This window comes from Micromonospora sp. H61, from assembly GCF_018070325.1.
GTDB classification, from domain to species: Bacteria; Actinomycetota; Actinomycetes; order Mycobacteriales; family Micromonosporaceae; genus Micromonospora; species Micromonospora salmantinae.
In genome coordinates this window covers 1-26,412 of record NZ_JAGPXY010000082.1, presented here as the reverse complement: position 1 = coordinate 26,412, position 26,412 = coordinate 1, and the positions used below count along the sequence as shown (strand labels likewise).

At 71.3% G+C, this 26,412-nt stretch carries 21 protein-coding genes; 11 read left to right on the top strand and 10 right to left on the bottom strand.

Annotated features, from left to right (window positions below):
• Window positions 1-70 precede the first annotated feature (70 nt).
• Entirely contained in the window at window positions 71-1,537 is a 1,467-nt protein-coding gene (locus KBX08_RS28310; protein WP_210786372.1) for an NAD-dependent malic enzyme, read from the bottom strand.
• A 183-nt stretch (window positions 1,538-1,720) separates the two neighbouring features.
• On the opposite strand from KBX08_RS28310, the gene hflX reads away from it, so the two are divergent.
• A complete protein-coding gene (gene hflX, locus KBX08_RS28305; protein WP_210786371.1) occupies window positions 1,721-3,175 on the top strand; it encodes a GTPase HflX in 1,455 nt (484 codons plus the stop codon).
• A 50-nt stretch (window positions 3,176-3,225) separates the two neighbouring features.
• Window positions 3,226-4,968, top strand: a complete 1,743-nt coding sequence (locus KBX08_RS28300) for a hypothetical protein (protein ID WP_210786370.1) — start codon at window positions 3,226-3,228, stop codon at window positions 4,966-4,968.
• Between the two features lie 73 nt (window positions 4,969-5,041).
• Here the strand turns inward: KBX08_RS28300 and lexA are convergent, their stop codons facing one another.
• Window positions 5,042-5,827, bottom strand: coding sequence for a transcriptional repressor LexA (gene lexA / locus KBX08_RS28295; protein WP_210786369.1), 786 nt, complete (start codon window positions 5,825-5,827; stop codon window positions 5,042-5,044).
• 539 nt (window positions 5,828-6,366) lie between these two features.
• Between lexA and nrdR the strand changes: the two genes are divergently transcribed.
• Together nrdR and KBX08_RS28285 are read left to right on the top strand one after the other, a co-directional pair.
• Window positions 6,367-6,867, top strand: coding sequence for a transcriptional regulator NrdR (nrdR, locus tag KBX08_RS28290; RefSeq protein ID WP_210786368.1), 501 nt, complete (start codon window positions 6,367-6,369; stop codon window positions 6,865-6,867).
• A 67-nt stretch (window positions 6,868-6,934) separates the two neighbouring features.
• Window positions 6,935-9,808 carry a vitamin B12-dependent ribonucleotide reductase gene (locus tag KBX08_RS28285; protein ID WP_372494891.1) on the top strand — a complete coding sequence of 958 codons (2,874 nt, stop codon included), beginning with the start codon at window positions 6,935-6,937 and terminating at the stop codon, window positions 9,806-9,808.
• A gap of 852 nt (window positions 9,809-10,660) precedes the next feature.
• Here KBX08_RS28285 and KBX08_RS28280 read toward each other — a convergent pair.
• The 3 genes from KBX08_RS28280 to KBX08_RS28270 form a co-directional block, all read right to left on the bottom strand.
• Window positions 10,661-11,560, bottom strand: a complete 900-nt coding sequence (locus KBX08_RS28280; protein ID WP_210786367.1) for a bifunctional 5,10-methylenetetrahydrofolate dehydrogenase/5,10-methenyltetrahydrofolate cyclohydrolase — start codon at window positions 11,558-11,560, stop codon at window positions 10,661-10,663.
• A 194-nt stretch (window positions 11,561-11,754) separates the two neighbouring features.
• Complete coding sequence (locus KBX08_RS28275) at window positions 11,755-13,215, bottom strand: glycerophosphodiester phosphodiesterase family protein (protein ID WP_210786374.1); 1,461 nt, start codon at window positions 13,213-13,215, stop codon at window positions 11,755-11,757.
• A 220-nt stretch (window positions 13,216-13,435) separates the two neighbouring features.
• Window positions 13,436-14,548 (bottom strand): FAD-dependent monooxygenase, encoded by a 1,113-nt coding sequence (locus KBX08_RS28270; protein WP_307850673.1) that lies wholly within the window; start codon window positions 14,546-14,548, stop codon window positions 13,436-13,438.
• Between the two features lie 143 nt (window positions 14,549-14,691).
• On the opposite strand from KBX08_RS28270, the gene KBX08_RS28265 reads away from it, so the two are divergent.
• On the top strand, window positions 14,692-15,627 hold the full coding sequence (locus KBX08_RS28265; protein ID WP_210786366.1) for a DUF2332 domain-containing protein: 936 nt from the start codon (window positions 14,692-14,694) through the stop codon (window positions 15,625-15,627).
• 45 nt (window positions 15,628-15,672) lie between these two features.
• Here the strand turns inward: KBX08_RS28265 and KBX08_RS28260 are convergent, their stop codons facing one another.
• Together KBX08_RS28260 and KBX08_RS28255 are read right to left on the bottom strand one after the other, a co-directional pair.
• A complete protein-coding gene (locus tag KBX08_RS28260; RefSeq protein WP_210786365.1) occupies window positions 15,673-16,614 on the bottom strand; it encodes a MerR family transcriptional regulator in 942 nt (313 codons plus the stop codon).
• Between the two features lie 54 nt (window positions 16,615-16,668).
• Window positions 16,669-17,232, bottom strand: a complete 564-nt coding sequence (locus KBX08_RS28255; RefSeq protein WP_210786364.1) for a dihydrofolate reductase family protein — start codon at window positions 17,230-17,232, stop codon at window positions 16,669-16,671.
• Between the two features lie 148 nt (window positions 17,233-17,380).
• Between KBX08_RS28255 and KBX08_RS28250 the strand changes: the two genes are divergently transcribed.
• Window positions 17,381-17,641, top strand: a complete 261-nt coding sequence (locus KBX08_RS28250; RefSeq protein WP_210786363.1) for a DUF5522 domain-containing protein — start codon at window positions 17,381-17,383, stop codon at window positions 17,639-17,641.
• Between the two features lie 92 nt (window positions 17,642-17,733).
• The gene (locus KBX08_RS28245) at window positions 17,734-18,282 is read left to right on the top strand and encodes a hypothetical protein (protein ID WP_210786362.1); all 549 of its coding nucleotides are present in this window, start codon (window positions 17,734-17,736) and stop codon (window positions 18,280-18,282) included.
• Between the two features lie 32 nt (window positions 18,283-18,314).
• On the opposite strand, the gene KBX08_RS28240 is transcribed toward KBX08_RS28245, so the two are convergent.
• Window positions 18,315-19,004: a metal-dependent transcriptional regulator gene (locus KBX08_RS28240; RefSeq protein WP_091400569.1), complete on the bottom strand. Its 690-nt coding sequence runs from the start codon at window positions 19,002-19,004 to the stop codon at window positions 18,315-18,317.
• Between the two features lie 100 nt (window positions 19,005-19,104).
• Here KBX08_RS28240 and KBX08_RS28235 point away from each other — a divergent pair, with 100 nt between their 5' ends.
• The 3 genes from KBX08_RS28235 to KBX08_RS28225 are packed head-to-tail and all read left to right on the top strand — an operon-like array spanning window position 19,105 to window position 23,775.
• Entirely contained in the window at window positions 19,105-19,965 is an 861-nt protein-coding gene (locus tag KBX08_RS28235) for a sulfurtransferase (protein WP_210786361.1), read from the top strand.
• A gap of 48 nt (window positions 19,966-20,013) precedes the next feature.
• Window positions 20,014-21,195 carry an acetoin utilization protein AcuC gene (locus KBX08_RS28230; protein WP_210786360.1) on the top strand — a complete coding sequence of 394 codons (1,182 nt, stop codon included), beginning with the start codon at window positions 20,014-20,016 and terminating at the stop codon, window positions 21,193-21,195.
• Window positions 21,196-21,219: 24 nt separating this feature from the next.
• On the top strand, window positions 21,220-23,775 hold the full coding sequence (locus KBX08_RS28225) for a bifunctional GNAT family N-acetyltransferase/acetate--CoA ligase family protein (protein ID WP_210786359.1): 2,556 nt from the start codon (window positions 21,220-21,222) through the stop codon (window positions 23,773-23,775).
• Window positions 23,776-23,785: 10 nt separating this feature from the next.
• Here KBX08_RS28225 and KBX08_RS28220 read toward each other — a convergent pair whose 3' ends face one another.
• Together KBX08_RS28220 and sigB are read right to left on the bottom strand one after the other, a co-directional pair.
• Entirely contained in the window at window positions 23,786-24,193 is a 408-nt protein-coding gene (locus tag KBX08_RS28220) for a VOC family protein (protein ID WP_210786358.1), read from the bottom strand.
• A gap of 108 nt (window positions 24,194-24,301) precedes the next feature.
• Window positions 24,302-25,318 (bottom strand): RNA polymerase sigma factor SigB, encoded by a 1,017-nt coding sequence (gene sigB / locus KBX08_RS28215; protein ID WP_372494892.1) that lies wholly within the window; start codon window positions 25,316-25,318, stop codon window positions 24,302-24,304.
• A 232-nt stretch (window positions 25,319-25,550) separates the two neighbouring features.
• Here sigB and KBX08_RS28210 point away from each other — a divergent pair, with 232 nt between their 5' ends.
• Window positions 25,551-26,339 carry a sporulation protein gene (locus KBX08_RS28210; protein ID WP_210786356.1) on the top strand — a complete coding sequence of 263 codons (789 nt, stop codon included), beginning with the start codon at window positions 25,551-25,553 and terminating at the stop codon, window positions 26,337-26,339.
• Window positions 26,340-26,412 lie beyond the last annotated feature (73 nt).

Genomic DNA, 26,412 nt, shown 5'->3' with positions numbered 1-26,412 from the left:
GTTTCGCGTACTTCCTGACGCAAACCTCTTGATCAACGGCGCGGTTGGTGGGGGTGGGTCGTTGGCGCTTTTACGGGGTGGCGCTGGCGCTTGCCGCGATCTCGGGGAGGTCGGCGGGGCCGGGGTCGGCGGCCGGGAGCGGGCTCGGGTTGTGCGCGGCGGCGCGCACGGCGGCGGCGACCGCCGGGGCGACCCGGGAATCGAAGACGCTCGGCACGATCACCGTCGGGTTGATCTTTTCTTCGCCGACCACGTCCGCGATGGCCCGGGCGGCGGCGATGGCCATCTCCTCGGTGAACTCCTCGGCGTGCGCGTCCAGCATGCCGCGGAACACCCCAGGGAACGCGAGCACGTTGTTGATCTGGTTCGGCTGGTCGGAGCGGCCGGTGGCGACCACTGCGGCGTGCTTGCGCGCCTCCCGCGGGTCGACCTCCGGGTCCGGGTTCGCGAGGGCGAAGACGATCGAGTCCTTCGCCATCTGCGCGATGTCGTCGCCGGTGAGCAGGTTCGGCGCGCTGACCCCGATGAACACGTCGGCGCCGCGGATCGCGCCGGGCAGGTCGCCGGAGTAGTTCTCCTTGTTGGTGTTCTCCGCCAGCCACTGCCACGCCGAGTTGAGCCCGGTCAGCCCGCGGTGCAGGGCGCCCTCCCGGTCGCACGCGATGATGTCGCCGACGCCCTGGCGCAGCAGCAGCTTCATGATCGCGGTGCCGGCCGCGCCGGCGCCCGAGACGACCACCCGGACGTCCTCGAGCCGCTTGCCCACCACCCGCAACGCGTTCGTCAGCGCGGCCAGCACGCAGATCGCGGTGCCGTGCTGATCGTCGTGGAAGACCGGGATGTCCAGCGCCTCGCGCAGCCGGGCCTCGATCTCGAAGCAGCGCGGCGCGGCGATGTCCTCCAGGTTGATGCCGCCGTAGGCCGGCGCGATCGCCTTGACGATCTGCACGATCTCGTCGGTGTCCTGGGTGTCCAGCACCACCGGCCAGGCGTCCACCCCGCCGAAGCGCTTGAACAGCGCGGCCTTGCCCTCCATCACCGGCAGCGAGGCGGCCGGGCCGAGGTTGCCCAGGCCGAGCACCGCCGAGCCGTCGCTGACCACAGCGACGGTGTTGCGCTTGATGGTCAGTCGCCGGGCGTCGGCCGGGTTCTCGGCGATCGCCATGCAGACCCGGGCCACCCCCGGGGTGTACGCGCGGGACAGCTCGTCGCGGTTGCGCAGCGCGACCTTCGAGGTCACCTCGATCTTGCCGCCCAGGTGCAGCAGGAACGTCCGGTCCGACACCTTGCGCACGTCCACGCCGTCCAGCGCGGTCAGCGCGTCGACCACCTGGTCGGCGTGACCGGAGTCGGCGGTGTCGCAGGTCAGGTCGACGATCACATGGGTCGGGTCCGAGTCCACCACGTCCAGCGCCGTGACGATCGCCCCGGCCTCGCCGACGGAGGTGGTGAGTCGGCCGATCGAGGAGGCGTCCGCGGTCACGGCGATCCGGATGGTGATCGAAAATCCGGCGCTGGGCATTCGGGTGATGGCCACGGGATCCCTCCGTAACGGCTGTGCGGCCGTTCGGCCGCCGCCCGCATTTCTACCGGGTTGTCGCGGCCGACCAGCATTCGCCCCCACTTTTGGCGACCTTCGCCATGGGCATATAGCAGGTGCGTTCGGCGTTGTGTCATGTCAGGATTACGTTCTACTTATCAAAACGGACAGGAGAACCGCTTGCGAGACCAGGAGAGCTTTGTCCCCGTCGAGGACGAGCTCGACGACGTCACCACCGGCGAGATGGAGCTGTCGGAGCGGCAGTCCCTCCGACGCGTCCCGGGCCTGTCAACCGAGCTCACCGACGTCACCGAGGTGGAATACCGCCAGCTGCGGCTGGAGCGGGTCGTCCTGGTGGGCGTCTGGACCGAAGGCACTGTCACCGACGCGGAAAACTCGCTGACCGAGCTTGCCGCGCTGGCCGAGACCGCCGGTTCGCAGGTGCTCGAAGGGCTCATCCAACGTCGTACCCGACCCGACCCGGCCACGTACATCGGCCGCGGCAAGGTCGACGATCTTGGCGCGGTGGTGCTTTCCACCGGCGCCGACACTGTCATCTGTGACGGTGAGCTGTCCCCGTCGCAGTTGCGCAACCTGGAGCAGCGCACCAAGGTCAAGGTCGTCGACCGCACCGCGCTGATCCTCGACATCTTCGCCCAGCACGCCAAGAGCAAGGAAGGTAAGGCGCAGGTCGAGCTGGCCCAGCTCCAATACCTGCTGCCGCGACTGCGCGGTTGGGGTGAGACGCTCTCCCGGCAGACCGGTGGTTCCGGCCGGGGCGGCGGCGCCGGCGGCGGTGTGGGTGTTCGTGGTCCCGGTGAGACCAAGCTGGAGACCGACCGGCGGCGCATCCGTCACCGCATCTCCCGGCTGCGTCGCGAGATCAAGAGCATGAAGACGGTACGCGTGACCAAGCGCGCCCGGCGTTCCCGCAACGCCGTTCCCGCTGTGGCCATCGCCGGCTACACCAACGCCGGCAAGTCCAGCCTGCTCAACCGTCTGACCGGCGCGGGCGTGCTGGTGGAGAACGCGCTGTTCGCCACGCTGGACCCGACGACCCGCAAGGCCACCACCTCGGACGGGCGGCTCTACACCCTCTCCGACACGGTGGGCTTCGTCCGACACCTTCCGCACCAGATCGTCGAGGCGTTCCGCTCGACGCTGGAGGAGGTCGCGGAGGCGGATCTGGTGGTGCACGTCGTGGACGGCACCCACCCGGATCCGGAGGAGCAGGTCCGGGCGGTCCACGCGGTGCTTGCCGAGGTCAGCGCGGACCGGCTCCCCGAGCTGTTGGTGGTCAACAAGACCGACGCGGCCGACGAGGACACTCTGCTGCGGCTCAAGCGGCTCTGGCCGGACGCGATCTTCGTGTCCGCGCACTCCGGGCGGGGCATGGACGAGCTGCGCGCGGCGATCGAGGAGCGGCTGCCGAGTCCGGCCGTGGAGGTTCGGGCCGTGCTGCCGTACGACCGGGGCGACCTGGTGGCTCGGGCGCACCGCACCGGTGAGGTGCTCAGCACGTCGCACCTGCCGGAGGGCACTCTGCTGCACGTCCGAGTGGGTGCGGAGCTTGCCGCGGAGCTGATGGCCTTCGACGTGGAGCGGCAGGGGCAGGCGGCCGGCAGCCGGTCCTGAGCGGCCACGGCGTCATCCACCGGAAACGCGCGGCATGCGACACTGGCCGAATGCGCCGCGTTGTTTCCTCGGTCACGGTTGCCCTCGGCCTGCTCGGGGCAACCGTGGCGCTCGCCGGAGTCGCCGCAGCGGCTCCCGCCCCTGGGGCGTCGGGGCCGCCCGCCGCGAACCCTGGCCAGAAGCGATGCACGATCACCGACGAGCGCCTACGGGAGCTGTCCGGGCTGGTCGCCACCAAGAGTGGCTACATCGTCATCAACGACGGCACCGACGTCGCGGCGCGCAAGCGGGTGTTCTTCCTCGACAGTAAGTGCAAGATCTCGAAGGAGCCGGTCCGCTACTCGGGGCAGGGTCCGTTCGACACCGAGGATCTCGCCCTGTCCAAGGACGGCCGCACACTCTGGATCGCCGACACCGGTGACAACCCCGACTCGAAGGAGCGCCGCAGCCGCGTCGCACTCTGGTCGATGCCGGTCACCGGCGCCAAGCAGCCGACGCTGCACCGGCTCTCCTACCCGGAGGCCAAACCGCACGACGCTGAGGCGTTGCTCATCGGCGACGACGGAAAACCGCTGATCATCACCAAGGTGACCAGCGGCAAGGCCGAGATCTACACGCCGTCGGCGGCCCTCAAGAGCGGCGACACCGACCCGGTGCCGATGCGTAAGGCCGGCGAGCTCACGCTGCCGAAGACCCAGACGGAGAACACCCTCAACACGTTCGGCCGGATCGCCATCACCGGCGCATCCCGGGCACCGGACGGCTCCCGCGTGGTCCTGCGCACGTACGCGGACGCCTTCGAGTTCGACGTGACCGGTGGCGACATCGTGGGTGCGCTCACCACCGGCAAGCCGAGGGTGACGCCGCTGGCCGACCCGTTCGGCGAGGCCATCAGCTACACCTCGGACGGAAAGTCGTTCCTCACCGTCTCCGACGCGGGCCGGTTCACCGAGGACGAGCCGGTCGACATTCTCGGCTACACCCCGTCCACGTCGACCGCCGTGCCACTGAGTGCCGAGGACGGCGCCAAACCGGCCGCGTCGAAGTCCTGGACCGACGGGCTGAGCCTGGACGACATCACGTACCTGGTCGGGGCGGTCGGGCTGATCGGCCTGCTGTTGGTCGCCGCCGGAATCTTCGGCATCGTTCGCGCCCGCCGTCGGCCGCCGACCGCTGACGCGTCCGACCCGTCGGGTCCGGACGATGAGCCGTTCGGCCCGCGCGCGGGCCGTGCCGTTGACGGGTTCCCGGCCGACGATGACCGCAGGGGTGGTGTCTACGGGGGCGCCGCCCCGGCCGGCGGCGCGGTCTACGGCGGTGGTGCGGTTCGCGGCGGTCCGGCCCCGGCGGGTGGTGCGGGTCGTGGTGGCCCGGCCCCGGCGGGTGGTGCCGTGTACGGCGGTGGCGGCCGGCCGGCCTCGGCTGACGGTGGCTACCGTGCGCCGCGACCGGACGGCGGCGGTGCTGGCGTTTACGGCGGCGGCGGTCGTCCCCCGGCTGGCGGCGGCGGTCGTCCTCCCGCCAGTGGCGGCGGTCGCCCCCCGGCTGGTGGCGGTGGTCGTCCGCAGGGTGGTGGTGGCGGTCGTCCGCAGGGCGGCGGTGGCCGTCCTGGCGGTGGCGTCTACGGCGGCGACGGCGGTCAGCCCGGTCGCGCGGAGCCGCCCCGGCGCGGCGGGCAGGAGCCCGACTACCGGGGTCAACGGCCCGGCCGGCGACGTGACGACGACGCGCCCATCGACCCGTACGGGCAGTATCCCGGGGGCGGTCGCGGTCCCCGGGGCGACCGTTACTGATCGGCGCTGAAGCGCTCATTCGTCCTGACCGAGCGGTGCGGGTGAGCGCTGTCGGCACCCACCCGCCGATCGATCAGATCCGGCGTAGCACCGCCACGACCCGGCCCATGATGGTGGCGTCATCGCCGGGGATCGGGTCGAAGGCCGGGTTCTGCGGCATCAGCCAGACGTGCCCGTCGCGCCGCCGGTAGGTCTTCACTGTCGCCTCGCCGTCGAGCATGGCGGCCACGATCTCGCCCGAGTCCGCGGTCGGCTGCTGCCGGACCACCACCCAGTCGCCGTCGCAGATCGCCGCGTCGAGCATCGAGTCGCCCTTGACCTGGAGCATGAAGACCTCGCCCTCACCCACCAGCTCGCGGGGGAGCGGGAAGATGTCCTCCACGGCCTGCTCGGCGAGGATCGGCCCACCGGCGGCGATCCGACCGAGCATCGGCACGTATGCCGGGGTGGGCCGCTGTGCCCTGGACAGCTCGTCGTCGATCGCCTCGCTGGGGGCACGGACGTCCACCGCGCGCGGCCGGTTCGGGTCGCGGCGCAGGAAGCCCTTCTTCTCCAGCTCCTTGAGCTGGTAGGCGACGCTGGACGGCGACACCAGGCCGACCGCCTCGCCGATCTCGCGGACGCTCGGCGGGTAGCCGTGGCGCTCCACCCAGTTGCGGATGAACTCCAGGATGCGCCGTTGGCGGGCGGTCAGGTCGACCGTCACCGGGTCGGGGAAGGCGCTGACCACCGGGGTGACCGGGCGCACGGCGGGCTGACCCGTCCGGCTGCGCGCGGCGCTGCGGCGTCGGGTGGCCGGCGGGCCCGCCTCGGTGATCTGCTGCGGGCTCTTCGGCCGGCTGGCCCGGTCCTCGGTCACGTCCGTCCTCCCTGGTCGGCGCTGGGTGCCTCGTCGGCTCGTGGTGCGTGCGGTGGTGCCACGTTGTTCATGACCGTATAGGTGAGATCAGTCATTTTCAAACATCTGTACGACCTCTCATCGGCGTGTCGGGGTGAAAAAGCGCTCCCGTCGTACGGATGTTCTGATAAATGGTACGTCAGGTAGCACTGGTGTTCGATCCTGGACCATTTTCCGGCCGCGTTCGGCCGGCTGGCCGGTAACCCGGGCGGCATCGTGACGTTGGGTCTTCGGGCGCTGTGCGGTGCGTGGATGACCGGATGGTCCGTGACGCGCCGGACACGCCGGCCAACTTGACCCGGCTTCCCCAGCGACATACGGTCGACCCCTAGATGTAGTAGTGACACGGGCGTAAGTTGCCTACAGGTTGGGTCTGACTACCGACCGCACTCCCGTAACGTCGATCACGGCGAGCGCCATCCGAGGATGGCACCGTCGCGGTGAGTCGTGCCCGGGGGTGTCCGGTGTGCTCGCAGTTGATCATTATTAGGAGGTGGGCGATGCGGTGTCCGTACTGCCGGCACGCTGACTCCCGGGTGGTCGACTCGCGGGAGGCCGACGACGGCCAGCTCATCCGACGGCGGCGGTCCTGCCCGGAGTGCGGCAAGCGGTTCACCACCGTCGAGGAGGCGGTCCTCGCTGTCGTCAAGCGCAGCGGGGTGACCGAGCCGTTCAGTCGCACGAAGATCATCGGCGGGGTGCGTAAGGCGTGCCAGGGCCGGCCGGTGGACGACGACTCACTCGCGCTGCTCGCGCAGCGGGTGGAGGAGACGGTCCGGGCCAAGGGGGCCGCCGAGATCCCCAGCCACGACGTGGGCCTGGCGATCCTGGGTCCGCTACGCGACCTGGACGAGATCGCCTACCTGCGGTTCGCCAGCGTCTACCGCTCGTTCGACTCGCTCGCCGACTTCGAGCGCGAGATCGAGACGTTGCGGGCCGCGGCGCAAGCCCGGGAGCAGGGCCGGGCCGATGCGGTCGAGGCCGCCGGCCGTACCAGCTGAGTCTTCACAGTTTTTCAAGAGATTGGGACGCGCGGTGGGTGACCGCGCAGACGAGGGGGGCGACGGCGTGACTACTAGCCGTTCACGAAGCAAGGCAGGCGCGGGGCTGAAGATCGAGCGGGTGTGGACGACCGAGGGGGTCCACCCGTACGACGAGGTCTCCTGGGAGCGCCGTGACGTCGTGATGACGAACTGGCGGGACGGCTCGATCAACTTCGAGCAGCGTGGGGTGGAGTTCCCGGAGTCGTGGAGCGTCAACGCGGCAAACATCGTGACCACCAAGTACTTCCGGGGAGCGGTGGGGACCCCGGAGCGCGAGTGGTCGCTCAGGCAGCTGATCGACCGGGTGGTCACCACCTACCGCACCGCGGGTGAGGAGTACGGCTACTTCGCCAGCCCGGCCGACGCCGAGGTGTTCGCGCACGAGCTGACCTGGATGCTGCTGAACCAGGTGTTCAGCTTCAACTCGCCGGTCTGGTTCAACGTCGGCACGCCGTCGCCGCAGCAGGTCAGCGCCTGCTTCATCCTGGCCGTCGACGACTCGATGGACTCGATCCTCGACTGGTACAAGGAGGAGGGGCTGATCTTCAAGGGCGGCTCCGGCTCCGGAGTCAACCTGTCGCGCATCCGCTCGTCCCGTGAGCTGCTCTCCTCCGGCGGCACCGCCTCCGGCCCGGTCAGCTTCATGCGCGGCGCGGACGCCTCCGCCGGCACCATCAAGTCCGGCGGCGCGACCCGCCGGGCGGCCAAGATGGTCATCATCGACGTGGACCACCCGGACATCGAGGAGTTCGTGGTCACGAAGGCGCGCGAGGAGGACAAGATCCGCGCCCTGCGTGACGCCGGGTTCGACATGGACCTCGGCGGCTCCGACATCGTCAGCGTGCAGTACCAGAACGCCAACAACTCGGTCCGGGTCTCCGACGAGTTCATGTCGGCGGTCGAGAACGGCAAGGGCTTCGACCTGCGCGGCCGGCTGGACGGCTCGGTGATCGACACCGTCGACGCCAAGAAGCTGTTCCGCACCATCTCCCAGGCCGCCTGGGAGTGCGCCGACCCGGGCCTGCAGTACGACGACACGATCAACGACTGGCACACCTGCCCGGAGACCGGGCGGATCACCGCCTCGAACCCGTGCTCGGAGTACCTGCACCTGGACAACTCCTCGTGCAACCTGGCCTCGCTCAACCTGATGAAGTTCCTCCGCGCCGACGGTGGCTTCGAGGTGGAGAAGTTCGTCAAGTCCGTCGAGTTCGTCATCACCGCGATGGACATCTCGATCTGCTTCGCGGACTTCCCGACCGAGAAGATCGGTGAGACGTCCCGCGCCTACCGGCAGCTCGGCATCGGCTACGCCAACCTGGGCGCCCTGCTGATGGCCACCGGCCTGCCGTACGACTCGGACCAGGGCCGCTCGGTCGCCGCGTCGATCACGTCCCTGATGACCGGCACCGCCTACCGCCGTTCGGCCGAGCTGGCCGGCGTCGTCGGCCCGTACGACGGCTACGCCCGTAACGCCGAGCCGCACAAGCGGGTCATGCGCAAGCACGCCGCGGCCAACGACGAGATCAAGCCGACCAGCCCGGTGGCCACCGCTATCGTCCGCGAGGCGACCAAGCAGTGGACCCAGGGCAACAAGATCGGTGACAAGAACGGTTGGCGCAACGCGCAGGCGAGCGTCCTCGCCCCGACCGGCACGATCGGCTTCATGATGGACTGCGACACGACCGGTGTGGAGCCGGACCTGGCGCTGGTCAAGTTCAAGAAGCTGGTCGGCGGCGGCTCGATGCAGATCGTCAACCAGACGGTGCCGCGCGCCCTGCGCAGCCTCGGCTACCCCGAGGAGCAGGTCGAGGCGATCGTCGAGCACATCGCCGACCACGGCCACGTGGTGGACGCCCCCGGCCTCAAGCCGGAGCACTACCCGGTCTTCGACTGCGCCATGGGCGAGCGGACGATCGCCCCGATGGGTCACGTGCGGATGATGGCGGCCATCCAGCCGTTCGTCTCCGGCGCCATCTCCAAGACGGTCAACATGCCGGAGGCGGCCACCGTCGAGGACGTCGAGAAGATCTACTTCGAGGGCTGGAAGCTCGGCCTCAAGGCGCTGGCGATCTACCGGGACAACTGCAAGGTCGGCCAGCCGCTCTCGGTGGCCAAGTCCAACAAGGCCACCGAGTCGGCCGCCGTCGAGACCGCAGCGGCCGCGCCGGCCGCGGTCGAGAAGGTCATCGAGTACCGGCCGGTGCGTAAGCGCCTGCCGAAGAAGCGCCCGTCCGAGACGGTCAGCTTCTCCGTCGGTGGCGCCGAGGGCTACCTGACCGCGTCGTCCTACCCAGACGACGGCCTCGGTGAGGTCTTCCTGAAGATGTCCAAGCAGGGCTCGACCCTGGCCGGCGTGATGGACGCCTTCTCGGTGGCCATCAGCATCGGCCTCCAGTACGGCGTGCCGCTGGAGACGTTCGTCAGCAAGTTCACCAACATGCGCTTCGAGCCGGCCGGCATGACCGACGACCCGGACGTGCGGATGGCGGCCTCGGTGATGGACTACATCTTCCGTCGCCTGGCGCTGGACTTCCTGCCCTACGAGCGTCGCGCCGAGCTGGGCATCTTCACCGCCTCGGAGCGGGCCGCGCAGCTGCGGGCCGAGGCCGACGCGGAGGCTGCTGGCGTCACCGGCGCCGAGCTCACCGCGATGGCGTCGTCCGCGCCGGTGGAGACCCCGGCCAAGCCGGAGGCTGTCGCCCAGCCGGCCCAGGAGATGGCCGACGTGGCCGCCGCCAAGCCGGCTCCGAGCGTGGGTTCCAGCACCGAACTGCTGGAGGCCGTGATCGGCAAGGCCGCCGACGCGCCGCTCTGCTTCACCTGCGGTACGAAGATGCGGCCCGCCGGTAGCTGCTACGTCTGCGAGGGCTGCGGCTCCACCAGCGGCTGCAGCTGACGTACGCGAAACGCGGCGCCGCCCCGGCTTCCCTCAAGGGAGTCGGGGCAGCGCCGTTTCCAGTTGCTCGTCATGACGGCACCCCCATGATCAAGTGATGAAACACCCTTGCGCTAGGCGCAGTGGCCATCCGTCACCTGCACCGCCTCGTCGATCAAGGAGTTGTGGTGAGTGACAAAGCGCTCGGAGAACCCCAAACCAGACACCACAACCCCATGATCGACGAGGGCGGCCCGCCTGCATGCCGCGATCTTGCACTTTCTGTCGCGGCGTAGCGGGCATTCCGCGCATCTGGGCGACGGAAACTGCAAGATCGGCGCGGGTGGGCTCGGCAGCCGAAGGTGACGGTGTTGAAAAGTAGGTCCGAGGGGTCATCTCTGACCTACTTTTCATCACTTGATCACAGTGGACCGGACGGTGCTCGGGTCAGTCGTACGACGACGGTTGTTGTCGTCGCCCCTCGGTTGGGCGTGGTGGGTGGGTGGGTGGTTGTGCTTGGCTCATTCGTCTACCTCGTCAGCGTTCGAGATCGTCGTTCCGATCAGGCGCGCGATCGGCTCAGGGAAGCCGGGGCGACGGGTGATCTGCAGTACTGGCTGACGCGACACGTTGAACAGGGGGCGCGGCTGTGTCGTTGAATCTCTACATGGGGTCCTACCTGGTCTGGGCGGCCGAGGACCTGGCCTGGGTGCCCGCCGGGCTGCTGCACCGGCGCTTCCTGGGCTGGGTCCGGCGACCTCATCCGGCGAGACGCGCAGGTAGCCGCCTCGATCACTTGATGCTGAGTAGGTGTGGACGAGCCGTTCTGACTACTCAGCATCAAGTGATCTTGGTGATGGCGGCGGAACCGGGTTACTGGCTCGCTCGCTCGGCGGCGCGTACGGCGTTGCGGAACAGCATCGCGACGGTGGTCGGCCCGACCCCGCCGACCCGGGGCGTGATGGCGCCGGCTACCTCCGCGCACGATTCGTCCACGTCCGGCAGGAGGCGCCGGCCTTCGTAGCGGACGCCGGCGCCGATGACGACGGCGCCGGGCTTGACGTGCTCGGGCTGCACGATCCCGGGTACGCCGGCGGCGGCGACGAGGATGTCGGCGCGGCGGGTGTAGCGGCCCCAGTCCGGCACGCCGGTGTGGACGACGGTGACGGCGGCGTTGGCGGTCGGGCGCTTCTGGGCGAGCATCATCGCCAGGGGGCGGCCAAGGGTGGCGCCCCGGCCGAGGATGACGACCTCACGACCGGCGACGGGGATCTCGTAGTAGGCCAGCAGGGCTTCGATGCCGGCGGGGGTGCACGGCAGCGGGCCGGGCAGGCCGACGGCGAGACGCCCCATGTTCAGCGGATGCATGCCGTCGACGTCCTTGTCCGGGTCGATGGTCTGCAACGCCGCGTCGTAGTCCAGGTGCCCCGGAACGGGGTACTGCACGAGCAGCCCGTGTACGGCCGGGTCGCTGTTGAATCGGGCAATGGCCTGGTGCAGCTCGGCCTGGGTGGCGGTGGCCGGCAGATGCACGTGCGGGGAGGCGAACCCGAGCGCGGCGGCCTGACGCTGCTTGATGGCGATGTAACCGGCACTGGCGTCGTCGTCGCCGACGAGGATGGTGGCGAGGCTCGGGGTGATCCCGCGGCTGCGTAGGCGGGTGGCTGCGGCGGCCGTCTCGGCCAGGACGGCTTCGGCGACGGGTGCACCCGGCAGGAGCCGGGCCGTGCCCGAGGGGGTGTGCTGGTCGGCGGATTGGCTGGTCGTGGTCATGACGGTTCCTCGACGCAGGCGCCCAGGCGGTCGACGCCCGCGAGAGGCTCCCCGATGGTTCCACCATCCCCGTGCCGCCAGTCGCCGGTGGTTCGATAATGCCGCATCACCAGGGCAACTGCCCAGCGAGGGGGAGCGCGGCGGGGAGGACCCCCGCCGCGCCCACGGTCCCTGACGGTCGCCGGCCGGTGGGGTCAGTGCTTGCCGGTGTACCGGAAGTCGAAGTAGTCGATGTTGAAGTTCTGGTACGCGGACGCATCCATGCTGATCACGAACTCGTGGGTGCCCCGCGTCAGGTACTGCGTCTCGGGCAGCGGCTGAAGCGTGAACGCGTCGTGCGAGGTCGTGGTCCGCACGTCGACCGGGGCGGTGGTCCGGGCCCCGTCGAACGTCAGGGTGAACCGTCCCGCAGGGCTGTACGGCGATGAGACCCGGGCCGCGACCTCGTAGGTGCCGGCCTTCGGCACCTCGACGGTGTACCTCATCCACTCGCCGCCGCGGATCCAGCACACGTCGATCGCGCCGTTCTGGTCGCAGATGTCGACGCCCTCGTACTTGCGCTGCGCCCCGCCCTTGTTGTCGTCCTCGGCGTCGTGGTAACCGACGTCCTTGCCGTCGCGCGAGTACTCCTCGGCCTGAACGCGGACGGTGCCGTCCGGTAGAGCCGGCCACTGCGCCTTCGGGCCGTGTTCACGGCGGCTTGCCAGCCAGTCCAGCAGTTGGTCCTGGTTGTCGGTCTGGATGATGTCGAACCGGTGGCGTTCGACGAGCGCGCCCCAGCCGTTCGCCGGATCGATCAACGATGCCTCGTCGGTGTAGCCGGCCGCGAGGCCGTACCACATGCTGTTGACCCAGGTCCGGGCGTCCTTGCCGGCGAGCGCGACGGCGGCCGGCTGGATCTGCGCGTCGGTGAGCCGGTCGAAGACCAGCTCGTACGACGGCGGCTGGTGCCGGGTGAAGGCGCCGATGCTGGCCGCGTTGCCGTCGTCGACGACGTGGCTGTAGAGGATGTGCGAATCCCGGTCGAGGAATGTCTCCACCTCTGCCACGGGCGCCGAGCTCTTGAAGATGGCGTGGTCGAGGGTGCCGGTGGCGGCCAGCAGGTCGTACATCTGGTCCCGGACGGGCCAGCCCTTGTCCAGGTTGACCAGCGCGCGGCCCTTCACCACGGCGAGCGCCTCGGCCAGCGTCGGCACCTGCTCGTCGGTCAGCGGTGCCTGCCCGCCGCCCAGCCCGGCGCGCAGACGCAACGCCTTGATCTGCGCCAGGGTCATGCCGGAGATCTCACCGGTGCCGTTCGTCGTCCGGGTGACCGACGTGTCGTGCATGACCACGAGCTGGCCGTCGGAGGTCCGCCGCACGTCGTTCTCGACGACCTGCGCGCCGTTCCTGATCGCCAGGTCGATCGCCGGTACGGAGTTCTCCGGCGCGCCCCGCCAGTAGCCGCGGTGCGCCACCACCATCACCGGAGCGTCCGGCCGGTGGTCGAGGTACTGACGTCGTACCTGCTCGATCGTCTGAGCGGGTGGCTTGGGGCGGTCACCCTCGACGCTCGCGCCCGTCGCGGTCGTCGCGTTTCCGATCGCGCCGGCCACGGCGGGCGGTACGAGGCCCACCACGACACCGGTCGCCACTGCGGCGAAGCCCCAGCTCATCCACTGTCTACGCACTGGTTCCACTCCCAGGTCCGCTGCTGCCGGCCGGATCTCAGCTGGTACGACCGTCCACTCAGCCTGGTAAACCAGGCGAGGCGACGGCTGAACGGATCGTGGAATCCCCGCGAAGGATCATGGAAGTCTGACCATGCACGGCCCCGGTCCTTCCGGGTCGACCGGCCGGGCCAGCTGCCCGGAGAGGTGATGGGCTCGCCCCAGGTCAGGGCTGGACGAACAGGGGGCCGTAGTTCGAACGGAAGATCTGCTCGCCGAGGCGGCGCATCACCAGGTCGCGCAGCGCGGGCGGGAGCCCGGTGGCCTTGTCGCGGCGATGGGTCTGGCTGAGCACCCACTCGGTACGCGGGCGGCGCCGCGCCTCGTACCCGCGCAGGGCTTCGGCAACGGACCCGGCGGTGGCCAACGACGACGCGAGCACGACCGCGTCCTCCAGGGCCATCGCCGCGCCCTGGGCCATGTTCGGCGAGGTGGCGTGGGCGGCGTCGCCGATCAGCAGCACCGGACCCCGGGACCAGGAGTCGAGCACGACCTCCTGGTTCGGCCCCGCGTGCAGGGTGCTGTCGTCGTAGTCGAGGGCCTTGAGCATGGTGGCCACCGGCTCGGTGAACGTCGCGGTCAGCTCGTCGCGCCAGCCGGGCCGGTCGGCCACCGGGCCGTCGTTGTAGTAGCAGTACGTCTGCTCGGCGCTGATCGGGATGGTCAGGAACTGCCTCCCGCGCCCCAACTGCACCGACCAGACCGGCTCGTCGTCGACGCGGGGAGCGACCCACCGGTACGCGTACTGGCCGAGGTCGCGGGCCGCCTGGCCGTCGAAGGCGAGCCGGCGGACGGTCGAGTTCACCCCGTCCGCGCCGAGCACCAGGTCGTACCGTTCGCTGCTGTCGTCGTCGAACTCGACGGCGACCTGGTCGCCCTCGGCAAGGAGCGCGACCGGTTGGCGGCCCCAGCGGATCGGGGTGTCGCCGACGCCGGCGAGCAGCGCCCGGTGCAGCTGCGCCCGGGGCAGCGACACGCACGGCCCGACGCCCCGCCACAGCGCGGCCACGTCGATGTCGAAGAGCCGACGCCCGCGCTGGTTGGCGCTGCGCTGCCGGGTGATCTCCACGGAGACGTCGACGACCGGCTCGGCCAGACCGAGTACGTCGAGCATCCGGGTCGCGTTGCCGGTGAGGTAGATGCCGGTGCCGGAGTCGGTCGGCCCGGCTGCCCGCTCGACCACCTCGACAGTGGCACCCCACTCGCGTAGCGCGGCCACCGTCGCCAGTCCGGCGACACCTCCGCCGACAATCAGTACCCGGACACCGGCACCCCGCACGACACGCTCCTCCCCGTTGCCCTGCCCGACCCCGCTGAGCTGCTGCTCAACGGTCCAGCCGCCGCAGCACTCTACGAGGCGGGTGAGTCAGCGCACGGGAACGGGGGCTGAACTACCGAGGAATGGGCTGCGACGATGAGGGCATGACGACCGCTGAGGCGTACGCCGAGTTCGGCAGCCGCGAGGCGCACGGGGTCTCGCCCACGTACGAGCGCCTGTCGCAGGCGGTGGCCCGCGACGACGAGCTGCTCACCCTGCTGGACGGGCTTCCGCCGGCCAAGCGGCAGCCGAATCTGCTGTTCGGCGTCGTCCGCTGGCTCGGTGGCCCGGTCGACGACCCGGCCGCGTTCCACGACTACGTGGTGACGCACTGGCCGGCCGTCGAGACCCAGATGCTCACCCGGGCCACCCAGACGAACGAGGCGGGCCGGTGCGCCGTCCTGCTGCCGGTGCTCGCCGCGCTGCCGCAGCCCCTCGCCCTGCTGGAGGTCGGTGCGTCGGCCGGGCTCTGCCTCTACCCCGACCGGTACGCGTACCGCTACGGCGACCATCAGGTCGGTTCCGGTGAGCTGGTCCTCGACTGCGCGGCCAACGGGTTGGTGCCGCCGGCAGGCGTACCCCAGGTGGCGTGGCGGGCCGGCCTGGACCTCAACCCGCTCGACGTGACCGACAGCGACGACGTGTCCTGGTTGGACGCGCTGATCTGGCCGGAGCACTCCCACCGGCGGGCCCGGCTGCGCGCCGCGGCGGCGGTCGCAGCGGCCGACCCGCCGCTGCTGGTCCGCGGAGACCTGGTGGACGACCTGCCGGCGCTGGCCGCGCGGGCGCCGTCCGACGCGACGCTGGTGGTCTTCCACACGTCGGTGCTCTATCAGGTGGCGCCCCCGCGCCGGGACGCGTTCGTCCGATTGGTCCGCGAGCTGCCGGGGCACTGGGTGGCGAACGAGGGGCCGGAGGTGCTCCGGTACGACGGGCTGCCCGCCCCGCCGAGCGACGTGCTGCACAACGTCCTCGCGCTCGACGGAAAGCCGGTGGCCTGGGCCAGGGGCCACGGCCAGTCGCTGACCTGGTTCGGCTGACGCCGCCGAGCCGACCCGGCCGCCAAGCCCCCAGGCCCGGTCAGCTCAACAGACCGGCTCGGGCATCCGGTGGCGCAGGGCCCGGATGAACCAGTCCACCGCCGGTGCCGTCGCATCGCCTGTCGACCAACCGTTGAGCACCGCCAACAGGTCGAGGTAGCGGTCCCGGCGGGGGTCGTTGGCCGGCACCAGCCGATCGAGCAACCGCCGACGCAGGTCGGCCTCGTCGGAGTGACAGTGCAGGCTGGCGTACCGGCTGGTGACGGCTGCGACCACCGGATCGGCGTCCGGGCTGCTCGGGTCGAGACCGGCCGCGAGGGCGGGGGCCACCGCGTCCCGGACCACCGCGACGGCGTCCGGGCGGGGCAGCCCCGTGACGTCGTGGTCGGCGGCGTGCTGCCGCACCAGCCGCCGCATCCGGGCCCGGAAATCCAGGTCCCGGCACAACTCGGCCAGCTCCAGCCAGGCTTCGATCTGCCCGGTGCTGGGGTCCTCGGGAAGCTCCGGTGTCAACGAGACGATCACACCCGGGTACGCGGGCTGGTCGCCGAGGCCGGCGAAGACGCCGTCCAGGAAGTCCGCCACCAACTGCCCGCGTTCGCGCGTGGTGAGCTGGGCCAGTCGGTGCAGCTCGTCCACCTCGGCCGGGCCCGACCCGCGCCTCGCCGCGACGGTGAGCACCGCCTGGCGCAGCCGCAGCACCCGGATCTGCACGGTCAACGCCTCGGCGTGCGCGGCGGCCACCTCTGGCAGGGGTACCTCCTGGGCCACCACCCGCCGGATGGTGGCCAGATCCAGGCCCAGGTCACGCAGCGTCCGGACCAGCTCCAACCGGGCCACCGCCGCCGGGCCGTACCGCCGGTAGCCGGCCGGGCTCCGGTCCGTCGGCGGCACGAGCCCGCTGTCGGCGTAGTACCGGATGGTCTTGACGCTCAGGCCGGTCCGTCGGGCCAGGTCGCCGATCGTGTGAAACGTCTGCCCGCTCATGCCCCCACCCTCGCGTCTCCCCCCGGTGGAGACTCAAGCCGCTGCGCTCATCGGTCAGCGGACCCGCTGGTGGCGGAGCAGGACCACCCCGTTGCCGAAGACCCGGCTCTCCACCAGCCGCAGACCGGTCGGAGTCTCGGCCTCGGGGAAGAGTCGACGGCCCCGACCGACAAGCACCGGATGGACGTAGATCCGGTACTCGTCGATCAAGTCGAACCGGGCGAACGTCGCGGCCAGGTCGGCCCCGCCGAGCGCCAGGTCGCCGCCCGGTTCGGCGGTGAGCTTGCGGACCTGCTCGACGTCGACCTCGCGCACGACTGTGGCGTTCCAGTCGGCGTGGTCGAGGGTGCGCGAGTAGACGATCTTCGGCATGTCCCGCCAGATGCGGGCGAACTCGCGCTCCGGGCCGCTGGCGGCCGGGTCCTGATCGGCGGTCGGCCAGTAGGCGGCCATCAGCTCGTGGCTGACCCGGCCGCTGAGGAACCCGCCCATCGGGGCGATCACGTCGTTGAAGTGCTGGTGCAACTCCTCGTCGACCTGGTGCCAGCCGATGTCGCCACCCGGGCCCTCGAAGAACCCGTCCAACGACAGACTCATCTGCACAACGATCTTCCGCATGGTTTCCCCTCCGTACGCGTCGACAGGTGTCGACCCCGATCGTTGTCGGACCGTACGACGAAACGACGGCTCGCCGCGACGACGCCGGGTGCATGTCGCGCAGCCAGGCAGCGGAAGGCCGACCGCGAACCGTCCCTAGACTGCTGCGGTGACCGGAGAGCGACTACCCCTGGCCGACCGGCCGCTCACCGAGCCGCACCCGTCCCGGCTGCCGTCCGAACACCCCGACCGGGCCCGGATCCTCGCCGCGCACACCGCCGCGTTGGCCGCCGGTGAGGCCGGTTACCTCGACCCGGCGAGCGGACTGTTCGTGCTCAGCGCCGGTTTCCTGGCCCGCCGTGGCACGTGCTGCGGGCGCGGCTGCCGGCACTGTCCGTACGTGGATGATCCACCCTCGGGATCGGCGTGAACGAGGACTTCCGCACGACACCGACACCCCGTACGGTGTCCGACGGACATCTGGCGGGCGCCTTCCGCCGTGGGTCGGCGAGAGGGTGGAGTGTGCGCGGTCGGATCGTGGTCGCCGGGCTGGCCGGTCTGCTGGTGAGCGGGTGCGCCGACGAGGCGGAACCGGTGGCGGTGCCGCCGCCGGTGCCGATCGCTGTGGACGTGGCGGCGGCCTCCTCGGGCGGCGCCTGCCGTCTGCTGGACTTCGCGGTGATCGAGCAGGTGGTGAAGGTCCGCTTCGACGTGGCGGCGGCCAGCGAACAGGGTGACACCCACACCTGTGTGGTCCGGGCCGCGGGCGCCACCCTGCCGGAGTTGACGCTCAGCGTGACCGAGACCACTGTCGACAAGGCCAGCTTCGGCGCGGACGTGGTGCCGGACAAGGCGGCGAAGGTCACCGGGCTGGGTCAGCAGGCGTACAAGCGGACCACCGCCGCGGCGAGCGGGCACGGGCCGGTTGCCGAGGTGGGCTGGCTGGCCGGCGACGGACGGCTGGCCACGGTGAGTTGGACCACGGCCCGTGGCAGTGAGCGCTCGGCGGTGGAGAAGCTGACCGGTGACCTGACCGCGTTGGCGAAAAAGGTGGACACCCGGGCGTTGTGACGCCCGGGTGTCCTGTTGCTCAGCCCGTTTGCTCAGTTGGCGGCGACGAAGACCCGGGAGGCGACCTCGCGGGGCAGCCGCACCCGGTCACCGGAGCGGTCGATCGACACCCCGTCGCGCTCCTGGGCCACTGTCACAGTGGCGCCCGGGTCGACACCGGCGGCGTGCAGTTGGCGCAGCACGTCGGCGTCCTTCTGCACGCTCTCGCAGATCCGGCGTACCACTACCGACCCGGAGAGGCCGGGGAAGGCCAGGTTGCGCTCGCCCTCGGCGGCCTCGGTGGTCTCCGCCGCCGGCGAACCCAGCTCCTGAAGCCCCGGGATCGGGTTGCCGTACGGGGAACGGGTCGGCCGGTTGAGCAGGTCGTAGACCCGCTTCTCCACCGCGTCGCTCATCACGTGCTCCCAGCGGCAGGCCTCCTCGTGGGCCTCCTCGTAGGGCATCCCGATGACGTTGACCAGCAGCAGCTCGGCGAGGCGGTGCTTGCGCATCACGGACACGGCGCTGCCGCGACCCAGGGCGGTGAGCGTCAGGTGCCGGTCTCCCTCGACGGTGAGCAGCCCGTCGCGCTCCATTCGGGCGACGGTCTGGCTCACAGTGGGGCCACTCTGCTGCAGCCGTTCGGCGATCCGGGCACGCAGCGGCGGCACCCCCTCTTCTTCCAACTCGAGGATGGTGCGCAGGTACATTTCGGTCGTGTCGACCAGGTCGTGAGACTTCATAAGGTCAGCGGCCCTCCGGTGCACGATGTTACCTCGGCGAACGGCTGGTGACCTTCGCCGAACCGCGTGCCGTCTACGCGAATGGTGTTGGATGGTCGCCATGTCCGGTACCCAGGAACCGTTGGTCGAGGTCGGTCGGCTCGTCGCCGAGCTCGGCCAGGTCGATCCGCCCACCCTGCTCGACGTCCGCTGGCGGCTCATCGGCCCGCCCGGACGCGACGACTACCTCGCCGGCCACCTGCCCGGGGCGGTCTTCGTCGACCTGGACACCGCGCTCTGTGGGGCGCCGGGTGCCGGCGGCCGGCACCCGTTGCCCGACCCGGCCGCGTTGCAGGCCGCGCTGCGGGCCGCCGGCGTCCGCGCCGGTCACCCGGTGGTGGTGTACGACGGCGGCGACGGCATGGCCGCCTCGCGGGCCTGGTGGACGCTGCGCTGGGCGGGTCACCGGCCGGTGCGCCTGCTGCACGGCGGCTACCCGGCCTGGGTCGCCGCCGGTCGGCCCGTCTCCACCGACGCGCCCGCCCCACCCCTCGGTGACGTCGTGGTCCGCGCCGGTGATCTCCCGGTGCTCGACGCCGGGCAGGCCGCCGCGCTGGCCGCCGCGGACGACTCCGTGCTGCTCGACGTACGGGCGGCGCCCCGCTACCGGGGCGAGGTCGAGCCGATCGACCCGGTCGCCGGGCACGTGCCGGGAGCGGCGAACCTGCCCGCCGGGGAGTACGTCGGGCCCGACGGCCGTTTCCTGGCCGCCGACGTGTTGGGTGAGCGGTTCGCCGCCGCCGGGGTGACCGAGGGGCGGACCGTCGGGGCGTACTGCGGCTCGGGGGTGACCGCCGCCCAGGCGGTGCTCGCGCTGCACCTGGCCGGCCGCACGGACGCCGCGCTCTACGTCGGATCGTGGAGCAACTGGGTGGCGGACCCGGCCCGACCGGTCGCCTCCGGGTCGACACCCGGCCGCTGACCAGCGCGTGCGGTGGGCCGGCGCCGATCCTCGTGCGACGATGGCCTCATGTCCGACGACACTGTGGTGGTGTGGGACGAGTCGCTGCTCGCCTACGACATGGGTGACCATCCACTCGACCCGGTCCGGGTGGAGCTGACCATCGCGCTGGCCCGCGAGCTGGGCATCCTGGATCGGCCAGGGGTGCGGATGGTCAAGCCGGAGCCCGCCGACGATGCCCTGCTCACCCGGGTGCACGCGCCGGCCTACCTCGCCGCGGTGCGCAACGCGCCGCGCGACCCGCTCTTCGCCGGGTACGGGCTGGGCACCTCCGACAACCCGGTCTTCGAGGGGATGCACGAGTCCAGCGCGCTCATCGCCGGCGCGACGGTGACCGCAGCCGAGGCGGTCTGGCGTGGCGACGCCCGGCGGGCGGTGAACGTGGCCGGTGGGCTGCACCACGCGATGTCCGCCCGAGCCTCCGGCTTCTGCGTCTACAACGACCCCGCGGTGGCCATCGCCCGCCTGCTCGACCTGGGCGCAGAGCGGGTCGCGTACGTGGACGTCGACGTGCACCACGGCGACGGGGTGCAGGACATCTTCTGGAACGACCCGCGGGTGCTGACTGTCAGCCTGCACGAGACCCCGCTGGCGCTCTTCCCGGGCACGGGTTTCCCGGACGAGACGGGTGGTCCGGGTGCGCAGGGCACCGCTGTCAACATGCCGTTGCCGCCCGGTGTCGACGACAGCGGCTGGCAGCGCGCGTTCCACGCGATCGTGCCGTCGGTGCTGCGCGCGTTCCGGCCGCAGGTGCTGGTCAGCCAGTGCGGCGCCGACGGCCACCGGCTGGATCCGCTCGCCGACCTGAACCTGACGGTGGACGGGCAGCGGGCCACCTACCTGGCGTTGCGGGCGCTCGCCGACGAGTTGTGCGACGGCCGGTGGGTGGCCACCGGCGGCGGCGGGTACGCGCTCGTCGAGGTGGTGCCCCGGGCCTGGAGTCACCTGCTGGCAGTGGCCACCGGTGACCCGATCGACCCGGCGACGCTCACCCCACCCGCATGGCGGGACCTGGTCGCCTCCCGACGTCTGGGCCGGGAGATACCGCTGCGGATGACCGACGACGCCGACCCGTCGTACGAGCCGTGGCAGCCGACCGGCGAGCCGAACGCTGTGGACCGGGCGATCGCGGCCACCCGCAAGACGGTCTTCCCGCTGCTCGGGCTCGACCCGCACGATCCACGGGACTGAGCCGGGCCGGGGGAGGGCGTTCCGGTGACGACAGTGGACCAGCCGGTCGACGTGCTGCTCAGCGACGGCAGCACCGTCCAGTTGCGACCTATCGACCCGGCCGACGCGCCGGGCATCGTGGCGATGCACAGCCGGTTCTCCGAGCGGACCCGCTACCTGCGGTACTTCTCGCCGTACCCGCGAATCCCCGAGCGGGATCTGATCCGTTTCGTCACGGTGGACCACCACGACCGGGAGGCGTTCGTGGTGCTGGCCGCCGACCAGATCGTCGCTGTCGGCCGGTACGAGCGGCTCGGCCCGCAGGCCCCCGAGGCGGAGGTGGCCTTCGTGGTGGAGGACGCCTACCAGGGGCGGGGCATCGGCTCGGTGCTGATGGAGCACCTGGCCGACGCGGCCCGCCGCAACGACATCATGAGCTTCGTCGCGGAGGTGCTGCCGGCCAACGGGACGATGCTGCGGGTATTCGCCGACTTCGGCTACCAGGTCCAGCGCGAGTACGCCGACGGCGTGGTCCACCTGAGCTTCCCCATCGCGCCCACCGAGGCCAGCTTGGAGGTGCAGCGCGGCCGGGAGCACCGCACCGAGGCCCGCTCGATCGCCCGGCTGCTCGCCCCGCGCGGCATCGTCGTCTACGGTGCCAGCGCCACCGGCCAGGGCGTCGGCGCGGCGGTGCTCGGGCACCTGCGCGACGGCGGGTTCACCGGTGCGGTGGTGCCGGTGCATCCGAGCGCGTCGACAGTGGCGGGCCTGCCCGCGTACCCGTCGGCGGTTGATGCCGGAGCGCCGGTGGACCTGGCGGTGGTCGCGGTCCCGCCTGAGGCGGCGACCGCGGTGGTCGCCGACGCCGCCGCCGCGGGGGTGCACGGCCTGGTGGTCATCTCGGCCGGCTTCGCCGAGGCCGGCGGGGAGGGCGCGGCCACCCAGCGGGCGCTGGTCCGCGCGGCGCACGCGGCCGGGATGCGGGTCGTCGGCCCGAACTGCCTCGGCGTGGCCAACACCGACCCGACGGTACGCCTCAACGCCACCCTCGCCCCGGCGTTGCCGCCGGCCGGTCGGGTCGGCATCTTCAGTCAGTCCGGCGCGTTCGGGGTGGCGCTGCTCGCCGAGGCGGACCGGCGGGGCCTCGGGCTGTCCAGCTTCGTCTCGGCCGGCAACCGGGCCGACGTCTCCGGCAACGACCTTCTGCAGTACTGGCAGGACGACCCCGGCACAGACGTGATCATGCTCTACCTGGAGACCTTCGGGAACCCGCGCAAGTTCGCCCGGCTGGCCCGGCGGATCGGCCGCGCCAAACCGGTCGTCGCGCTCGCCTCGCCGGCCCGCCCGCCCGGGGTCGGTGACGCCGCCGGGCCGGACGAGGTGGCGGTGGCCGCGCTCTTCGCCCAGTCCGGGGTGATCCGGGTGGACACCGTGCCGGAACTGCTCGACGTGGGTGTGCTGCTGGCCAACCAGCCGCTGCCGGCCGGCCGCCGGGTCGGTGTGGTCGGCAACTCCTCGGCCCTCACCGGGCTCGCCGCGACCGCCTGCGTCGGGCACGGCCTGAGCGTGGCCGACGGTTATCCCCGCGACGTCGGGCCGAGCGCCGGCGCCGCCGAGTTCGCCGCCGCGCTCGCCGAGACGGCCGGTGACGAACGGGTGGACGCCCTTGTGGTGGTCTTCGCCCCGCCGCTACCCGGCCAGCTGACCGACGTGGACGCCGACGTGACCGCCGCGCTGCCGGCCGCCCTCGCGCTGGGCAAGCCGACAGTGGCGACGTTCCTGGTCGGGCGGCTGCCACCGGGGGTGCCGGCATACGGCGGCGTGGAGGAGGCGGTCCGCGCTCTCGCCCGCGCGCACCGGTACGCCGAGTGGCTTCGCCGCCCGCCCGGGGTGGCACCGGAGCTGCCCGACCTCGATCGGACTGCCGCGCAGGCAGCGCTCCGGGCCGACGCCACCGATCCGGGTGCGCTGCTGGCCGCGTACGGCATCGACGTGGTGGCCTCGGTGTCCGTCGACTCGGTCGACGCTGCTGTCGACGCGGCGGCGCGGCTGGGTTTCCCGGTGGCGCTCAAGGCGGCCGCCCCCGGGCTGCGGCACCGGCTCGACCTCGGCGCGGTCCGGCTGGACCTGCCCGACGAGCCGACCCTCCGCCGGGCGTACGCCGACCTGGCGGCGACCTTCGGCGCGGACGCTCTGGTCCAGCCGATGGTCCCGCCCGGCGTGGCCTGCGTGGTGGAGGTGGTGGAAGACCCCGCGTTCGGGCCGGTGGTCGGTTTCGGCCTGGGCGGGGTCGCCACCGAGCTGCTCGGCGATCGGGCCTGGCGGGCGGTGCCGCTGACCGACCGGGACGCGGCCGAACTGGTCGACGAGCCTCGGGCGGCGCCGCTGCTGCGCGGGCACCGGGGGGCCGCGCCGGTCGACCGGGCGGCCCTGGCCGATCTGCTGCTACGGGTGGGTCAGCTCGCCGACGAACAGCCCCGGGTGCGCTCGCTGACCCTCAACCCGGTGCTCGCCCGCCCGGACGGCATCTCGATCCTGCACGCGCAGGTAGGGGTGGGCGGCGTGGCCGCCCGCCCGGACACCGGCCCCCGCCGCCTGTGAGCGTGCCCGGTCAGGCGCGGCTGGAGATCTGCTGGACGCCCCAGGTGTTGCCGTCCGGGTCGGCGAAGAAGACGAAGCCCACGTTGTCCAGCGGATCCGGCACCGGCCGGGGGTTCTGACCCACCACCTGGATCTCGCTGACCTCCACACCCCGCCCGACCAGCTCCTCGTGGGCCCGCTTCAGGTCGGGAACCACCAGTTGCAGGCCCTTGAGTGAGCCGGGTGGCATCTCCGGGACGACGCCCTTGCCGATCACGATCGAGCAGCCCGAGCCGGGCGGCGTCAGCTGGACGATGCGCGCGTCGTCACTGATCACCGTGTCGTGGTCCACCGTGAAGCCGAGCTGGTCGGCGTAGAACTTCTTCGCCCGGTCCACATCGGATACCGGCACGATCACCACTTCCAGCGTCCAGTTCATCGTCGCTCTCCTCGCGTCGTCGGTCAGCGGACGGTGTCCCAGTCAAGCACCCCGACAGCACGGAAGGCCCCGGCGAACCGCCGGGGCCTTCCGTGGGAACCGGGTGCGTCAGCAGGCGTACGCCTCCAGGCGCTGGGCCCGCTCCGGGGCGCGCAGCTTCAGCAGCGTCACCTTCTCGATCTGCCGGATCCGCTCCCGGGACAGGCCGAACTCCCGACCGACCTCGTCCAGGGTGCGCTGGCGGCCGTCGTCCAGGCCGAACCGGAGGCGGATGACCGCCTGCTCCCGCTGGGACAGGGTGGAGAGCACGATGCTGACCTCGTTGCGCAGCTCGCCCTGGGCGGCGGCGTCGCCCTGCTCGGTGCGCGGGTCCACCGAGGCCACGAAGTCGCCGAGCGCGCTCTCACCGTCGTCGCCGACGGCCTGGTCCAGGCTGACCGGTTCCCGGTCGTAGGAGATCAGCTCGATGACCTGGATCTCGGGGATCTCCAGTGCGCGGGCCACCTCGGCGACAGTCGGTTCACGGCCCAGCGTCACCGCCAGTTCGCGGCGGGCCCGGACCATCCGGTTGACCTGCTCGACCATGTGCACGGGGATGCGAATGGTGCGGGCCTGGTCGGCCATGGCGCGGGTGATGGCCTGTCGGATCCACCAGGTGGCGTACGTGGAGAACTTGTAGCCCTTGGCGTAGTCGAACTTCTCCACCGCCCGGATCAGACCGAGGTTGCCCTCCTGGATCAGGTCGAGAAACGCCATGCCACGGCCGGTGTAGCGCTTGGCGATGCTGACCACCAGCCGCAGGTTCGCCTCCAACAGGTGGTCCTTGGCCGCCCGCCCCTCGGCGACGATCAGCTCCAGGTCGGCTCGCAGCTCCGCGGAGACCGGGGTGCAGGTGGCCAGCTTCTCGTCGGCGAACAGGCCGGCCTCGATGCGCCGGGCCAGGTCGACCTCCTGCGCGGCGGTCAGCAGCTTCGTCCGGCCGATTCCGTTGAGGTAGGCCCGGACCAGGTCGGTGGAGATGCCGCGCTCGTCGGTGGCGTCCAGGTCGACGAGGGCCTCGGGGGTCCCGTCACTGTCGGTCGTGGTGGCCGGGCGCGTCCGGTGTTCCGTCATCTGCAGAACCATCTCTGTCTCTCCCCGTTTCCACGTCGGTGCCGTGTTCCCGGCCCAGTGGTGCCGGTGTGAACAACAGCTTGGCGGGCGGGGCGTAAAACGGGAGTGAGGCGATCGGGCACCCGACAGGAATTGCGTCGGATCGCTGGTGCGGTGTGTCGTCGGAGTGTGTGGTTGCCCGCCCCGGCTACGTTGCGGACGGCCGGCCACCTCAGGCCGGCCGAAACGACAGTTGGAGGACGGTGTGGTCTTCAAGCGGCTCATGAAGGCGATGGGCGTCGGTGGTCCGTCGGTGGAGACGGTGCTGGCGAACCCGAACTGCCGCCCGGGCGGCCCGCTGGAGGGCCGCATCCAGGTGCTGGGCGGCGACCACCAGGTCGACATCGACCACGTCGCCCTCGGCCTGGTCACCCGGGTCGAGGTGGAGAGCGGCGACAACGACTACGACACCACTCAGGAGTTCCACCGCCAGCAGGTCACCGGCGCGTTCCGGCTGGAGCCGGGGCAGCGCTACGACCTTCCGTTCCGCTTCGACGTGCCGTGGGAGACACCGGTCACCGAGTTGTACGGGCAGCACCTGCACGGGATGACGATGGGCCTGCGTACCGAACTGGAGGTCGCCCGCGCTGTCGACAAGGGTGACCTGGACGCCGTGTCGGTGCACCCGCTGCCGGCGCAGGAGCGACTGCTGGACGCGCTGCTGCGGCTGGGCTTCCGGTTCGCACGCGCCGACGTGGAGCGTGGTCACATCTACGGTGTACGCCAGACGCTGCCGTTCTACCAGGAGATCGAGTTCAGCCCGGCCCCGCAGTACGCCCGCTCGATCAACCAGTTGGAGGTCACGTTCATCGCCGACGCGCAGCAGATGCAGGTGGTGCTGGAGGTCGACAAGCGCGGCGGTGTCTTCACCGAGGGCCGGGACGCCTTCGGCCGGTTCACTGTCGACCACGCCACCGCCGACCGCACCGACTGGACCGCCGAACTCGACAACTGGCTCCGCCAGTCCCTAACCCGCCGCGGCCTCTTCTCCTAACCCTCCCCACCACCCTCCTTCCGTTGATCATGAAGTTACTGCCCCGACACGCCGCTGCGGTTGGCAATAACTT